Source organism: Candidatus Kryptoniota bacterium (assembly GCA_036567965.1).
Lineage (GTDB): Bacteria > Bacteroidota > Ignavibacteria > Kryptoniales > JAKASW01 > JAKASW01.
In genome coordinates, this window is record DATCTN010000002.1 from 1 (window position 1) to 15,323 (window position 15,323).

9 protein-coding genes and 1 tRNA gene are annotated in these 15,323 nt (G+C 47.4%); 1 reads left to right on the forward strand and 9 read right to left on the reverse strand.

The window, feature by feature from the left end:
* Window positions 1-173 precede the first annotated feature (173 nt).
* A tRNA-Met gene (locus VIS48_00075) sits at window positions 174-246 on the reverse strand.
* Window positions 247-440: 194 nt separating this feature from the next.
* Here VIS48_00075 and VIS48_00080 point away from each other — a divergent pair.
* Window positions 441-728 carry an FmdB family zinc ribbon protein gene (locus VIS48_00080; protein ID HEY9164538.1) on the forward strand — a complete coding sequence of 96 codons (288 nt, stop codon included), beginning with the start codon at window positions 441-443 and terminating at the stop codon, window positions 726-728.
* An 8-nt stretch (window positions 729-736) separates the two neighbouring features.
* Here the strand turns inward: VIS48_00080 and fmt are convergent, their stop codons facing one another.
* The 8 genes from fmt to VIS48_00120 all read right to left on the reverse strand — a co-directional run bounded on the left by fmt (window position 737) and on the right by VIS48_00120 (window position 15,234).
* Window positions 737-1,669 (reverse strand): methionyl-tRNA formyltransferase, encoded by a 933-nt coding sequence (gene fmt / locus VIS48_00085; protein ID HEY9164539.1) that lies wholly within the window; start codon window positions 1,667-1,669, stop codon window positions 737-739.
* Between the two features lie 72 nt (window positions 1,670-1,741).
* On the reverse strand, window positions 1,742-2,080 hold the full coding sequence (locus tag VIS48_00090; protein ID HEY9164540.1) for a rhodanese-like domain-containing protein: 339 nt from the start codon (window positions 2,078-2,080) through the stop codon (window positions 1,742-1,744).
* 311 nt (window positions 2,081-2,391) lie between these two features.
* The gene (locus VIS48_00095) at window positions 2,392-4,794 is read right to left on the reverse strand and encodes an ABC transporter permease (GenBank protein ID HEY9164541.1); all 2,403 of its coding nucleotides are present in this window, start codon (window positions 4,792-4,794) and stop codon (window positions 2,392-2,394) included.
* Window positions 4,795-5,000: 206 nt separating this feature from the next.
* On the reverse strand, window positions 5,001-5,306 hold the full coding sequence (locus VIS48_00100; protein ID HEY9164542.1) for a hypothetical protein: 306 nt from the start codon (window positions 5,304-5,306) through the stop codon (window positions 5,001-5,003).
* Between the two features lie 65 nt (window positions 5,307-5,371).
* Window positions 5,372-7,792 (reverse strand): ABC transporter permease, encoded by a 2,421-nt coding sequence (locus VIS48_00105; protein HEY9164543.1) that lies wholly within the window; start codon window positions 7,790-7,792, stop codon window positions 5,372-5,374.
* Between the two features lie 87 nt (window positions 7,793-7,879).
* On the reverse strand, window positions 7,880-10,300 hold the full coding sequence (locus VIS48_00110; protein ID HEY9164544.1) for an FtsX-like permease family protein: 2,421 nt from the start codon (window positions 10,298-10,300) through the stop codon (window positions 7,880-7,882).
* Window positions 10,301-10,351: 51 nt separating this feature from the next.
* Window positions 10,352-12,775: an ABC transporter permease gene (locus tag VIS48_00115; protein ID HEY9164545.1), complete on the reverse strand. Its 2,424-nt coding sequence runs from the start codon at window positions 12,773-12,775 to the stop codon at window positions 10,352-10,354.
* A gap of 77 nt (window positions 12,776-12,852) precedes the next feature.
* A complete protein-coding gene (locus VIS48_00120) occupies window positions 12,853-15,234 on the reverse strand; it encodes an ABC transporter permease (GenBank protein ID HEY9164546.1) in 2,382 nt (793 codons plus the stop codon).
* Between the last annotated feature and the right edge of the window lie 89 nt (window positions 15,235-15,323).

Here is a 15,323-nt window from a genome sequence, read left to right on the forward strand (position 1 = left end):
CGAGGAGACAATCAAGTGGCCGAGGTACTTGATATTGACGACGAGGATTTTCAAATACAGCTCATTCTCAAGAAATGTTCCATCATCCAGAATCACTTTTTAAGATACAAAACAATCACGCCTTGATACTACCCCTAAAAAGAAAAAGTCCGTTTTAAAACGGACTTCATGAGTAGCGGGGGAAGGATTCGAACCTTCGACCTTCGGGTTATGAGCCCGACGAGCTACCAGCTGCTCCACCCCGCGATCAGGCTTTAATATAACCACGGGCCGGTTCCTAAACAAGATACTTTTGCCGCCGGCACACGAATCCACACGCCGACCGGATCATCAAACAAGACGGAACGAAGTTGTATCGAAGACTGTTGAATTTGCTGAAAGTTGAATGTTCGAAGCGTGTATTTTAAATTTTGACGGATGAATTAGTCGAAAGCAGCACGATGCCAACCTACGAATACAAGTGCGAGAGTTGCAGCAAAACTTTTGAAGAGATTCAATCGATGACGGATGATCCGCTGACCACCTGTCCGAAGTGCGGTGGAAAAGTGCAGAGACTCATAAGTTCGGGCGTCGGCCTCATATTTAAGGGCTCGGGATTTTACCTGACAGATTATAAAAAATCCAGCGCGTCTCCGGCAGGCAGCAACGGGGAATCAAAACCGAAAACAAAGGCGCCTGCCGAAAAGCCAGCGGTTGCGAAAACCAAGTCTACAAAGAAGTCGGATTAGAAGAATCCCTATCTCTTATTTGAGAATACTGTCGCTGGAGTAATTCGCGCCCCTCTGAGGAATTCGACCGAACGCAATTTTTTCTTCCCCTCCATTTGAATTTCAAGAATCTCCACCGCTCCGTCGCCACAAACCACATTGAGCTTTCCGGAATCCGTTTGCAATTCTCCAACAGCGCCGTGAGCGGGTCGTTCGGCGATACGAGCCCTTATGATTTTCGCCATCCTGTTCTGGAGATATGTAAATGCTCCAGGTTCTGGCGAAAACCCGCGTATGAAATTGTGAACGTCTTCGGCAGGCTTCGACCAATCGATCAGGCAATTCTCTTTTGAAATCTTGGGAGCTTTTGTGGCTTTAGCATCGTCCTGCTCGATTATGCTAACCTGATTCCGCTCTATCAAATCAAGCGTGTCCACCACGGCGTCAGCGCCAATTTTCGAAAGACGGTCGGCGAGCTCACCGGCGGTATCATCCGTTCCAATTTCCGTCCTTCGCTGGAGAATTATCTTCCCTGTGTCGATTTTCTCATCGAGAAAGAATGTCGTCACTCCGGTCTCTCGTTCGCCTTTTACAATTGCCCAATTGATGGGCGCAGCTCCTCTGTACTTCGGCAAAAGCGACGCATGAAGGTTGAATGTACCCTTCTTCGCTATTGTAAAGATCTCCTTCGGCAATATTCGAAAAGCTACAACCACTATGACATCCGGCTCAAGGCTCCTTAGCCGGTCGGCAAATTCGGGATCTCGCAACGACGAAACCTGAATGACCGGCACACCGATTTCGGCTGCAGCAATCTTCACGGGCGGGGGGGTTACTTTCAAACCTCTCCCCTGCGGCTCATCTGTATTTGTGACGACCGCAACGAGTCGATGACCCGTCGCCGCTATGGCTTTTAACGAGGGGATTGCAAACTCCGGCGTACCCATGAAAACGATTTTCATTTCCTGCCTGACTTTATTGGAATTTAAACGAGACCGGACATTTATACCACTCTTACGTACCTGTAGCTACGCTCAATATCTGCGCATGGCAGGATCGATAAATCTTGCCCACGCGTCTATTCCGCCCGTGAGATTCTTGACGTTTTGAAACCCCGCGCTTTGAAGAAACCTAACTGCCATCAGACTCCTGTTCCCGGAATGGCAAATGACGACGGTCTCTCCTTCGGCGTCGAGCTCGCTCATCTTCTCAGGAAGTTGTCTGAGAGGAATCAGGATTCCTCCGATATTGCAAATTTGAAATTCGGACTTTTCGCGGACATCCAGTATTGTGATCTTCTCTCCTTTATCGAGCCGATCCTTTAATTCGTGTACCGAAATTGCATCGCTTCTTCCGCTCTTTTGATCAACCATTAAATACCTCGATTTGATTTCTTGAGGTGAAGTGGACATTCAAGTGGGGTTACGGCCCGACGATGTTACGCTTTCATTCGTTTTGCTCCAACGCGAAACCGTATGTGGTTGCTCCTACCCACCGCACGCAGTAAATATATTACTCGCGCCTCAACGTCTCAATCCCGCTGAAGTAGAGCATCTCGTTCACTCGTATCGCAAGCTCCTCGCCGACATTCTGATGTAGTCACCGATCATTTCGTCTCTCTCCATCTACTTTGAATCCCATGAATCCCTCGTGCCTTCGAGGTTTTCACAACGAATTGTCCGATTCACTCACGCCGTATTACTTCCGCCGGGTTCACTGTAAAGATCCTGAACGCGTGGGAGGCTACAGTCACGAAAGCAATTGCCAGCGCTAAGACAGTAGAGAGGATGAAGATCCAAACACTGATTTCTGTCCGGTACGCAAAATCCTGAAGCCATTTGTTCAAAACAAGATATGAAACCGGGACAGCGATTAGATTCGCGATGAGGACAAGCGTCAGAAATTCCTTCGCGAATAGTCCAAGTATATCGGATAAACCCGCGCCGAGTATCTTTCGAACCCCTATCTCTCTGGTCCGCTGGGTCACCTTGAGCGAAGACAAACCGAACAATCCCAGTCCCGCAAGAAATATGGCAAGCCCGGAGAATACCTCGACAATAGTTTCCATCTTCTCCTCGGGAAGGTACGCCGCAGTATATTTGTCCTTTACAAAAAAATAATCAAAGGGGAACATCGGGAAGACTTTAGCCCAATTTTCCCTGATAAAGCTAAGTCCCTCGCTGATTCGTGATGGATCCAGTCTCAACGACACTGCAGTATTCTCATAACCGCCCGCGGCGTACCTGTAGACCATGGGCTCCATAGGATTCTGCAGCGACTGAAAATTTATGTCCTTTATGACGCCGATTACCGTCAACGGATAATGCTCATGGATGTAACAGATCTTCTTCCCCACGGCACTTGTCCATCCAAGAGCTCTTGCAGCACTCTGATTGATGATAACGGCGTCGGACTTATCAGTGGCAAACGCTAGCGAAAAATTCCTCCCGTCAATGATCCTGATCCTGTACGTGTCCACAAAATTCTCATCCATGGAGGACACAACCATTTGAATCGCCTCCTTGTCGTTCGCTCCAACCGGCACAATCCCGAAGGTATTATTGAAATGATCGCCTGGTATGTTCTCCGACATCGCTACCGACAATATCCCGTGAGTCGACTCGTTCGAGCTAATCAAGTTGAAGAAGCTCTTAATTTTCTCATATTGTCCGGCTTCCGCTTCAGTCTCCACAGGAACTGCCACAATATTATCCGGCTGGAATCCCATGTCATAACTTTTCATGAATCCAACCTGCTGCGAGATGAGGAACACACTCGTCACCAAAACAGCCGCTATCACGAATTGTCCCACAACCAAAATATTTCGGGCTGTGCTTTTGCTTCTTCCAGCCGCATGCTTCTCGAGAACCTCGGCAGGCATGTGTTTCGACAGGACAAGGGCCGGATAACTTCCTGCTATTAGTCCGACAAATATCCCGAAGGCGCCGATGACGAGGATATTCGGCATCGTAAGAAAAGGAGATATGGAAATTTCCTTGCCTGTCAGATTTCTGAATTGATCCAAAGATATTTCTGCCAGTCCGATTCCTATCATCAGAGAAACGAAACTCATGAGTATCGATTCGCAAAGAAATTGAACGACGACCTGGCTTCTCTGTGCACCGAGCACTTTCCTCATTCCAATTTCCTTAATCCGTTCCGTGTGACGGGAAATCGAAATATTCGTGAAGTTCACACATGAGATGAGAAGTATGGAAATTGCGATAAGCATAAGGACCAGCAGAAATGTCCTCGAGCTGGGTGGCACAATGTCGTACTCAATTCCGGTATGAAGATGAATACTTTCCAGAGGCTCGAGAACCAGACTGAAACCTCCGGTCTTCACGAAATCAGGCACATACTTGGCGATTATCCTTGGAAATTGGTCGCGTAGTTCGTCGGGGGTCATCTTCCCTGTAAAGGATATGAAAGTGTGTGTCCCCATCGAATACCACTTATCTTCAAATCCGGGATCGACTTTTTGCCTGAACTTTGTCGGGATGAGAACATCAAACATGATGCTCGAGTTAACCGGAAAATCGTCCAGCACCCCCGTGACCATGAAATCGGTGTTGTTTATCTTCAGAACCTGTCCCATCGGTTCAGCACTCGCGAAAATCTTTTGTGCGAACTGTTTACTGATCACAACCGAATTGGGATTGTTAAGTGCGGAGCCGCGATCTCCTTCGAGCAAATTGAAACTAAATACGTCGAAGAACGATGGGGCGCTGCAATAGACCAGCTCCTTGAATGATCTGTTGCCGGATGTAATCCAGAACTCATTGAAGAAGAGTCGCGCAACTTTGAACATCCCGGGATAGTCATTCAGCAGAGCTTTTGGAAGAGGATCGGGCGTTACCGCGAAATATCTTTCAGTTGCGTTGCCGGGCGCTTTTGTCACGGTATAAATCCTGTAAATGTCGGACGCGTTCCTTTGGAATGAATCGTAATTCATTTCATTATACACATATGAGAAGATCAGGAAGAACGCGGCGATGCCGACTGATAGGCCGACGACATTGATGGCCGAGAGAGATTTCGATCTTAGAATATTCCTGACTGCGATTTTCAGGTAATTGCTTATCATGCCCTTGCTCCCTTATACCTCGTTCATGCAGAATGACATTTCACAAGAATATCACACAGAACTATTTAACAACAAGCGTACCGAGAGCGATCAAGAAAAACGACAATTTCACCGACAAGATGACGAGAATCAGAACGGATCTGTCCGAATTTGAAGATCATGCGTTCAGTTTCGGACGCTGTAACAACCGGCTTAGATGAAGAACCCTACGCGGCATTTACATGGGTATCGCCGAAGCCCGTCGTGCCACGCTGCCTGTACAGGACCTGTATAAATTTCGAGTCTTCTTTCGGCTTGAAGATTTGAATCAGCTCCCACGACTTGTCGTAGCTCGCCAATCCCTTCTGAAGCAGCTTGATCTTCTCTTCAACAGTCCATTTTTCATCTTCTGGCTCCCACCGGAACGCCTCGACTCTGAAGTTGTACTGTCTTTTCTTGCCGTTTATCTTCACCTCAATCTCGGCGATTTGCCGGTCGACAAAATCGGGTAATGGAATACTCACATCTTTCATTTTACACCTCCCAGTTTTCTATTCGCATCTCAAGGATTCAATCCTGCTAAGGCGGGATTTCGGCATTACTCATATCGTAATGCCTCCACAGGATTTTTCGTCGCGGCCTTTACTGCCAGGAAGGCGATAGTCATAATGGAAATCGCAAAGGTGGCTCCTGCCGCGAGAATGAAAATCCACGGGGTTATGCTGATCCTGTAAGCGAAGCCCCGCAGCCACTTAGTTCCCACGTAGAACACGATCGGCAAGGCTATCAGATTAGAGAGTGCAACGAGCTTCAGGAAATCTCCGGTGATGATCGTGACGATGCCTGCCACTGATGCTCCCAGTACTTTTCTAATTCCGACTTCTTTTGTTCGTGCGGAAACTGCAAGCAATACCAATCCAAACAAACCGAGGCACGAGATAAACACCGCGAACACAGATGCCGTACCGACAATTTCTCCCTCCTTCAGGTCGTCATCGTATTGTTTCTGAACATCCTGGTTCAGAAATGTAAATTCAAATGGCGTATCGGGAACGATGTTCTGAAATGCTCTCTTTATGTCAGAAATTGTTGCAGGGATATTGTCTTTTCCGATTTTTATCATCATCGATGACACACCCCACTCCGGATTCATCGTCAGCACGACCGGCGCGATCTCATCATGCAGGGAAAGGAAGTTATAGTCCTTTATCACCCCGACAATTCTTAGATCCTCCTTGTCATCTCCGCTCCATGTCCAGCCTGGTATTTTCTTACCGGTCACTGGCAACCTCCACCCTAACTCCCTCACAAATTCTTCGTTGACAATTACGGACAGCATAGAATCGGCCGTCGACCCCGCCCTGAAATTCCTCCCTTCCAGCAGATGAAGGCCCAGAGTAGAGATATACCTATCGTCTGCACTATAGACGTATGTCTCATGAGTCTTCCCATCATATCGAAATACTTTTCGGTTGTATCCATTTCCAAATGTCGCGCTGGTACAGGAAACATCGATTATCCCCGGATGACCCGATAGCTCGTTCTTGAAGACACTTACCATTCTCAAGCCATCACCGTGGCCCCAACCGAATGGGACAACAACTACCTGATCGCCGCTATAGCCGAGGTCCCGGGTCTGAACATATTTGAGTTGCGACCAGACGATAATAGCGCAGGCGGTCAAGAAGACAGCAAGGCCGAATTGCCCGACAACGAGGCTCCTGGACAAAACAGTTGTTTTTCTCGTCCTTGATTTACCCTTCAACACTTCCGCTGGTCGATAGTCTGACAGGACAATTGAAGGGTAACTCCCCGCCAACATCGCGACAATGAAAACCAGCCCGATTAGAACGGCGATGAAAGCAGGCGAGAACAGATCTGATATTCCAAAATGTTTTCCAGAAATCTGATTGGCAATCGGGAGAAGAAGTTCGACCAAAAAGAGACTCGAAAGGAAGGCGGCTGCAGTCAATAATATTGACTCGATCCAAAACTGGATCATGATATCGTTCTGCCCCGCGCCCAAAACTTTTCTGACCCCGACCTCCTTTGTCCGATACGCTGCTTGTCCTAATGAAAGAGAAATGAAATTCACACATGCGATAAGGATTATGATCAGTGCAATGACGGAGAGGACGTATGAATATACCGGATTTCCGGTACGCTCATTCTGAAACTTCACGCCTGAGAAGTGGACGTGGGAAAGGGGCTCAAATCGAAGCCGGAACACATTGTCCGATTTGTCTATCCACCCGTTGGTCTGGCTCTCGGCAATAAACTTTCCAAAATGCTTCGAGACGAATTCGGGAATGTTTCGTTCAATATTTGCGATGCTCGTCGAGCCTGACAAAAGGAGGTATGTCGACCCGGAAAATGAAGTCCAGTCGGTCCGCATACTCTGGTATCTCGGCATGCTGATTATCGGAAGGAGAACACCGAAATCAATGCTTGAATTATCAGGAATGTCCTTCGCAATTCCGGTTACTACATAGCTGTCAAGCTTGCCGTCGAGGTTAATCGTTAGAACTTTTGAGACCGGGTCCTGTCCTCCGAATATTTCACGGGCCTTTTTTTCCGTGAGGACTACCGAGTTTGGTTGCGCCAGAACGCTGGACGGATCACCTCTTAAAAGCGGAAAAGAAAAAACTGAAAAGATATCCGGGTCAGTGAATGTGACGTCTTCCCTGGTATAGTTTCCATTGTGTGAAACAACAGCCTCACCGGGGTATAATCTGACAGATGAAATTATGTCCGGGAATTCAGAAACTAATGCGGGGCCGAGAGGGACCGGCTGGTCACTGTGCAGAATGGGTTCACCATTTCTTTTCCATTCGGAGTTTACACGGTATATCTTGCTTACGTTTAGATTGAATTTGTCAAAAGATGATTCGTTATTCACGAAAAGGAGGATCAGGATTGTCACCGCAAGCCCTATCGCGAGACCAGTGATATTGATGAATGAGTACATCTTTCGCCGCGACATGTTTCTAATGGCAACTTGCAGGTAATTCTTGATCATAGCTATCTCCTTTGATATTGGCGAAAGGTGCGCAGAGCTGAGAATATTGCGCGAGGTGTCATTCGAGGTTCGCTCTCTGCGTCCAGCTTACTCATATCGCAACGACTCCACCGGATTTGCCGTCGCTGCCTTAAATCCTTGATAACTGATAGTTAGAAAAACGATAAGCAATCCCACAAGAAAAGTAACCAAGACGGAAATGATATCGACATTTATGTGGTAGGCATAATCCCGCAACCAGCTATTTATAAAATAGGTGCTGATGGGCAATGAGATAATGGCCGAGACCAACAGGACCATCACAAATTCTTTCGCAGAAGACAGGAGAATACTCGTAACCGATGCACCGAGCACTTTTCTTACACCCACTTCCTTTACCCGGCGCTGAATCACAAAAAGTGACATCCCGAATAAACCGAGACAGGCTATGGAAATTGCAAGGACGGTGAAATACGCAATCATATCGGCGAACTTGTAATCACTCCCGTACATCGCGCTTACCCTGTCGTCAAAGAATTGGTAATGCGCTTCTTTTCCTCCATCGAATTCTTCAATCTGCCTCTCAATCGCTGGAATGGTCTTCGGTGCATCCTTCGAACTTTTCAGTCTGACCACTATGTTGTTCTGCCCACGAGTCTGATCCCCGTAGAATACCGCGGGGCCGATCTTCTGGTGCAAGGAAAGGAAATTGAAATCCTTCACGACACCAATGATTCGGTGTCCCTCGAACAACTGCACTGACGGATCTGTAATTCCGAATTCTTCAATCGCTTCCTGATTCATGATGACGGCATCTTTCGCCTCTTCAGGCGGCACCTGTCCGAAAGTTTTCCCGTAAATCATTTTCATCCTCAGCGCTTCAAAATAATCGTGGCTTACCCAATCTTCGGTGAACAGCACAAGCATTTGAGGGTTAGTCAAGTTGGGTGCCTGGCTTGTTACATCCCCAGCGGCTCCAGGGGTTGGAGGAATCCAAGTACCCGCGGCAACAGAGAGTACGTTCGGGAAAGTTTCTAAATCAGACAGAAGTGTTTGGAATCGGGTCCCATTGTCGGCATCAACGAAACTTGTCTTCCAATTAGAAAACACAACCAAATTTTCAGCTTCAAATCCCATATCTTTGGTGTGAAGATACCGCATCTGTCTGTATATCGTAATTGAAGTTAAAAGGAGCCCGATGAAAATGACCATCTGAACGCCGATGAGGATTCTGCACAGAGTTATCCTGTCGTGTCCCATGTTGAATTTGTTTCTCAAGATTTCAGCCGGATGAAAGCTGGAAAGATGGGATGATAAATAACTTCCTGACAAGACTCCTGCTGCGAGGGTGATACCGACATACAGAATTATCGAGTCAATACTGCGATTATAATCAGTCGGTAGTCTCTTTCCGAGCAATGTCGTCAAAGAGGGCATGAAAAATTCAACGAGTACAAGTGCGATCGGAAGAGATAAAATCGAGACCAGCATTGATTCCACCATTATCTGCTTTGCAATATCGAGTCTCGAAGCTCCCACAACCTTTCGCATACCGACTTCTTTCGTTCTGATACTTGTTCTTGCGGAGCTTAACGTTACGAAGTTTAGACACGCAATGAGAAGTATCAAGAGCGCTACAGTCGAGTAGATTTCGACGTCGGCGATATTTCCCTTAGGGATTAGGTATGTATTTACAATCGTTTCCGGCCGAAAGTATAACTCTTTGAGCGGAACGAGATGGAGCACCAGCGGCCAGGATGGAATGGTTGAATGTTCCCTTGAAAAGGTGACCAGCTTCTTATTGAATTGATCAGCCAAATTCTTATTAGATAAAAGTAGATATGTATTGATTACCCCCGGCATCCACGCGTTGAGAATATCTGGATTGCTGGCGTAACCCTTCTGGATCGAACGCTCTGCAAGAAAAATGGGAAGTATACAATCTGCCTGAAAGGTCGAAGTCGAAGGGATGTTAGCCATGACTGCTGCTACGGTGAGGTAATATTCTTGCCCGTACCACTTTACATTGATTACCTGTCCAACTGCCTCTCCATTGCCAAACATTCTTTTCGCCATTTCGGGGCTTATGACCGCGTAGTTTCGTTCGGCAAATGCTTTTTCAAGATTTCCAGAAACAACGGGCAGCGTTAAGATCTTAAATATGCCCGAGTCGGCGGAAGCACAGGGAACAAAATCAAAAATCCTTCCTCCACATTTTATGGTGCACGAACTAAATCCGCACCTGGCAAACTCTTTGACTTCTGGATATTCAGTTTTCAGGGTCGGGCCCGTTGGGAATGGAACCAAAGGTTGTGTCCATCCCTGGCTCTTGAAAGTAAAATTCATTGTCAGGAGATTAATCCTGTCCAATTTCTCGTTATATCTGTCGTAGCTCAACTCGTGAACGGAATAAAGCAAGATAATGAAGCACGATGCCAAGCCGACCGATAGACCAAAAATGTTTATGAACGAATATGCCTTATTTCTCCAGAGATTTCTGAAAGCAAATTTGAAATAGCTTTTTAGCACACTCCTCCTTCAATTTTAATTCAGACTCTGCAGATAGATCCCTTGTCCCCGTCATTCATACCTCAAGGACTCCACCGGATTTTTCGTCGCAGCTTTGATGGCGTGTGTACTGACGGTGAGCAATGCAATGATGAACGCCATGATACCCGAAACGATAAAGATCCACAGCGCGATATCCACCCGATAGGCGAAGTCTTGCAGCCATCTTCTCACCATGAAATAAGCAAGAGGCCACGCGATGACGTTCGCGATCAGTAGCCACTTGGCAAACTCGGACGAGAGAAGCGCGACAACTTCCGTGACCGTTGCGCCGAGGACCTTGCGTATTCCGATTTCTTTGGTTCTCTGCTCAGTGATAAACGCCGCAAGTCCGAGCAACCCGAGACATGCGATGAAAATCGCGAGGATGGAGAAAATAGCAGCTATCTTGCTAGTCCTGATGTCGGCCCTGTACAATCGCTCGAGATTCTGATCCAGGAAATTTCCTTCGAACGCCTCGTTGCCCGCGTATTTTTTCCACGTGGCCTCCAGAAAAGCCATCGTGCGTTCATAGTCGCCGGGAGCGATACGAACAGCTACGAATTTTCCGAAACCGCCCCGCGGGAACATCCCCATTGCAAGAGGACGGACAACCTGACGTAGCGATTCGTAGTTGAAATCTTTCATAACGCCTACGATCTCGTACTTCGGCGGAGGTTGTGGTCCGTTGGGAAGTTCCGTGATGTATTTGCCGACAGGATCCTTGATCCCGAATGCATCCACTGCAGCTTCGTTGAGAACTACTGCCATTGAGTCGGATGGATGATCGACGGAAAGAAACCTCCCTGCAACGAGCTGGATCTGATACGTTTTCGCAAAATCGTAGTCGGAGCGTATTGTACGGAGGCTCCGTGCGTCCTGTGTTGTTCCTCCCTCGGGCTCGAAGACATTGTCGCCGACCTGATCGCCCGGAATTCCGGTGGAATTTGAAACACTGATTACCGCGGGATTCCCGAGTAGCTCCTGCTTGAACGACCCAAGTTGTGCCCCGATATCGTCTGTCTTGTTTATGATCACCACCTGTTCCTTGTTGAACCCAAGATTCTTATCCTGAATGAAGTTGAGTTGATCGTAAATAATAAGAGTGCTTATGAAGAGCACGATCGAAACCACAAACTGAGAGATGACAAGAGTACTTCTCAGAAGGGACTTTCGGCTTCCTTTCCTTCCATCCGACTTCAGTACGTCGACGGGCAGGAACGACGAGAGATAAAACGCCGGATAACTCCCGGCGAGGAGTCCCACAATGAGCGCGAACAAAATGAGCAGCGGTACTGAATAGAAATTGTCGAAGATGCCCAGCGAAAGCTGTTTACCCGAGACGTCATTGAACAGCGGAAGAAGGAGCTCGACAAGCCCAACTGCCAGGAACACCGCGATCAGGCTCATCAGTGTCGATTCCGACATGAATTGGTAGATCAGTCTGCCGCGGGTCGAGCCGAGCGTTTTCCTTATGCCTACTTCTTTCGCGCGACGCTCCGATCGTGCGGTCGAAAGATTCATGAAGTTTATGCAGGCGATCAGAAGTATCGAGAGTGCGATCGCAGAGAAGACCCACACGTACGCAATATCGCTGTTTGGTTCGATTTCATAGTCCAGATGTGAGTGAAGGTGGATCCAGGTCAGGGGCTGTAAGTAGAATCCGACTCTATTCCCCGCCGCTTCAAGCTGCTCGTACGTCGCGCCGGTGGCGGTTTTTAGTTGAGGACCAATGTACTTCTTCAGGTCATCGTTCATTTTCTTTTCGAACTCAACCGGATCTGTCCCGCTTCGCAATACGGCGTACGTGTAGCAATTATTGCTGAGCCAGAACTGATTGTTGGTCGCGGGATAGCTCACCATTGAACCCAGAAAGTCAAATTGGAAATGTGAATTCTGCGGAAACCCGTCAACTACACCGGTGACAATATAGTCTCTTCGCCTGTCGGCGTTGAGAACTTTTCCCATCGGATCTTCGTTGCCGAAATATTTCTTCGCCATTGCTTGAGTGATGACAACCGTGTTCGGTTGGGTGAGAGAAGTCTTCGGATTCCCCGAGATGAACTTAACCGTAAAGACATCGAAGAAAGTCGAATCGGCCCAGTAAAATCTTTCTTCGCTGAATGCCTTGTCCTTGTAACGCAGAACCGGGAACCCGAAATTGGTCACCCGCGTCGCGGCGGTGACCTCTGGAAAATCGCGCAACAGGGTTGGCTCCAGCGGGTCGCAGCTGGCAGCGAGATTAATGTCCTTGTTGTTGAAGAAGGCGTGGAAGTGAATTCGGTACGTTTGATCCGCATTCACGTTGAACCTGTCGTAACTCAATTCGTCGCGGACAAAGAGCAGAATGGCGATGCAGCACGCGATGCCGACTGCAAGACCGACAATGTTGATGATAGAATAAGACCTGTATTTCGCAATGTTCCTGAGCGCTACTCGCAAATAATTTTTTATCATGTGCTACTCCTCCTCATTTATACTTGTCGATATCCAACTATTTATACTGACTCATCCCCGCTGGCTGCAAATTGACTTCATTCATATCTCAAAGATTCTATAGGATTTGCCATCTCCGCTTTGATCGCCTGAACACCCACCGTCAAGAGAGCGACGATAAATGCAAAACCACCTGCGATTATAAACGTCCACCAGCTTATTGGGACTCTGTAGGCGAACTCCTGAAGCCACTTGCTCATGAAGTACCACGCTATCGGAATCGCAACGATATTTGACAGAACAACCCATGCCATGAACTTCTTCGAAAGAGTGAACACCACATTCGACGCAGAGGCACCCAAAACTTTGCGGATACCTACTTCTTTAGTCCTCTGCTCCGTAGAAATAGACGCAAGGCCAAACAATCCAAGACAGGCAATCATTATCGAAACAAACGAGAAGTACTGGAAGATGGTGCGCATCCGCATTTCGGAAGAATATTGTTTGTTCACGGAATCATTGTAGAAATAGTAATCGAGCGGGACACCAGGCATCTCTGCGTGCCATATCGTTTCGGTTGAGGAAATTACACCCTGTGGATTTCCAGGCTTGATCCGAACAGACATGATCTGGTAACGGCTGTCCTGCTGATTGCTATCAGGAATGGTAAAAACCAGAGGTTCGATAGCCGTATGAAAAGAAGCAAAATGAAAGTCCTTGACCACGCCCACAATCCTGCCCCGCTTCCCCCACAAACCCATTTCTTTGTTCAGCGGAGAACTTAGTCCCATTGTCTTCACAGCTGCTTCGTTAATTACGAATGCGCTTGTCCGGTCAGTCGGGTAGTCCTTTGAAAAAAATCTTCCCTGAACCATCTCGAATTTATAAGTGGCAGCCAGATTAAAGTCAGAGTGGAGCACCCAAAAATGCACCTGTTCATTCGCCGGCTCGCCTTCCCAATAAACGCCCTCGGTTCTCGTTAGTGAAGTGCTAACGGGTTCAGAACGTGACACAGTTATGACTTGTGGTTTTGATTCCAATTCATTTTTCATTGACTCAAATTTCTTATTCGCGTCAGCCGTCAGTCGAATGCATATCAAATTCTCTTTGTCGAAGCCGAGGTTAGTGTTCATCACAAAAGACAACTGATTGGAAACCACGATCGCGCACAGGATCATGGCAATGGAGGCTGCAAATTGAAAAATGACAAGGCCTGATCCCGTGAACAGACCACCCGGCTTGAACGTCAAGCTTTTTCGCAGGATCTGGATGGGACTGAATGAAGACAGCAACATGGCGGGATAGAATCCCGACGCGAGACCTGTGCCGATTACGACTGCGATTGAGAGGATCATGAAGGATGTATCCAGGTACCTGATCATCAAGCTTTTTCCAGACAAGGCATTGAATTCTGGGAGGAATAACTCGACGAAGAGAATTGCTAATATGAACGCGATGCAAGAAACGATCAGACTTTCTCCCAGGAACTGAACCATCAGCCTTTTCCTGCTTGCTCCAATCGTCTTCTTGACGGCTATCTCCTTCCTCCTTTTCAGAGACAGAGCCGTCGATAAATTCATATAGTTGATACTTGCGATCAAAAGAATGACTACAGCTATAGCGATGAATATCCGGACATACTTAATGTCTCCTGTTCCCTGAAGGAATTTGATATTGCCGCTGAACAAATGGACTTTTGTAAGCGGAAGAAGCGAATAGCTCAGATTTTCCGTGTTCTGGTTCGGGAAGTTTCTTATCTCGCATTGCCTGATTTTCGACGACAGGCCTTGAATATCGATATTCCCTTCGGTCTCTATGTATGTATGAAAGGATTGATCATACCACGTGTCAAAATTGATCCCGATTGACTTAAACCAAGCTGCTGGTAAAATGATATGAGACCTGATCTGCGATTCCAACGGCATATCTTCCAGGATACCACTCACCTTTGTTAAAGATTTGCCACCGAAGCCTGAGACGTTGAGCGATTTACCGACAGCATTTTCAGATCCGAAGTATTTTCTCGCTGTCTCTTCGTCTATCACAATCGAGTTCGGATCGGAAAGCACAGTGGATGGATTACCCTCCTTGAGCTTCAAAGAGAAAAGATCGAAGAAATTGGAGCTCGCGAACAGCACATTTTCATCGAAGCCGGTGTTGCCATTTTGGATCAAAAACTTAAAAGTCGCAGGCAACTGCATGAAGCTTGTCGATTTGTTGATCTCCGGAAATTCTTCCTTCAAAGCTGGCGCAAGCATTCGGGATGTAACCGCCGTCATTCCGCCGCGATCGCCGCGAAGCACAAGATAGATATTATTTGAATCTCTGAAGAACTTATCGTAACTCAGTTCGTCTTGCGCCCACAGAAGGATTAATATGGTACACGCCATTCCCGCCGCCAGTCCTGCAATATTGATTAGCGAAAAGACCTTGTGCCGGGAAAGATTTCTAAACGCGATCTTGAAATAATTCTTCAACATACCCTTGCTCCAGTTTTCCTTTGCATGGCGCAAAGGGCAGAGCGCGCAGCGTGTTGGTTGCGCTTTGCTCCATGCTCTGTGCGTCTCGC

Excerpts from the sequence above, each read along its gene's own strand:
- VIS48_00080 (HEY9164538.1), top strand. The coding sequence starts at position 441 with ATGCCAACCTACGAATACAAGTGCGAGAGTTGCAGCAAAACTTTTGAA.
- fmt (HEY9164539.1), bottom strand. The coding sequence starts at position 1,669 with ATGAAAATCGTTTTCATGGGTACGCCGGAGTTTGCAATCCCCTCGTTA.
- VIS48_00090 (HEY9164540.1), bottom strand. The coding sequence starts at position 2,080 with ATGGTTGATCAAAAGAGCGGAAGAAGCGATGCAATTTCGGTACACGAA.
- VIS48_00095 (HEY9164541.1), bottom strand. The coding sequence starts at position 4,794 with ATGATAAGCAATTACCTGAAAATCGCAGTCAGGAATATTCTAAGATCG.
- VIS48_00100 (HEY9164542.1), bottom strand. The coding sequence starts at position 5,306 with ATGAAAGATGTGAGTATTCCATTACCCGATTTTGTCGACCGGCAAATC.
- VIS48_00105 (HEY9164543.1), bottom strand. The coding sequence starts at position 7,792 with ATGATCAAGAATTACCTGCAAGTTGCCATTAGAAACATGTCGCGGCGA.
- VIS48_00115 (HEY9164545.1), bottom strand. The coding sequence starts at position 12,775 with ATGATAAAAAATTATTTGCGAGTAGCGCTCAGGAACATTGCGAAATAC.
- VIS48_00120 (HEY9164546.1), bottom strand. The coding sequence starts at position 15,234 with ATGTTGAAGAATTATTTCAAGATCGCGTTTAGAAATCTTTCCCGGCAC.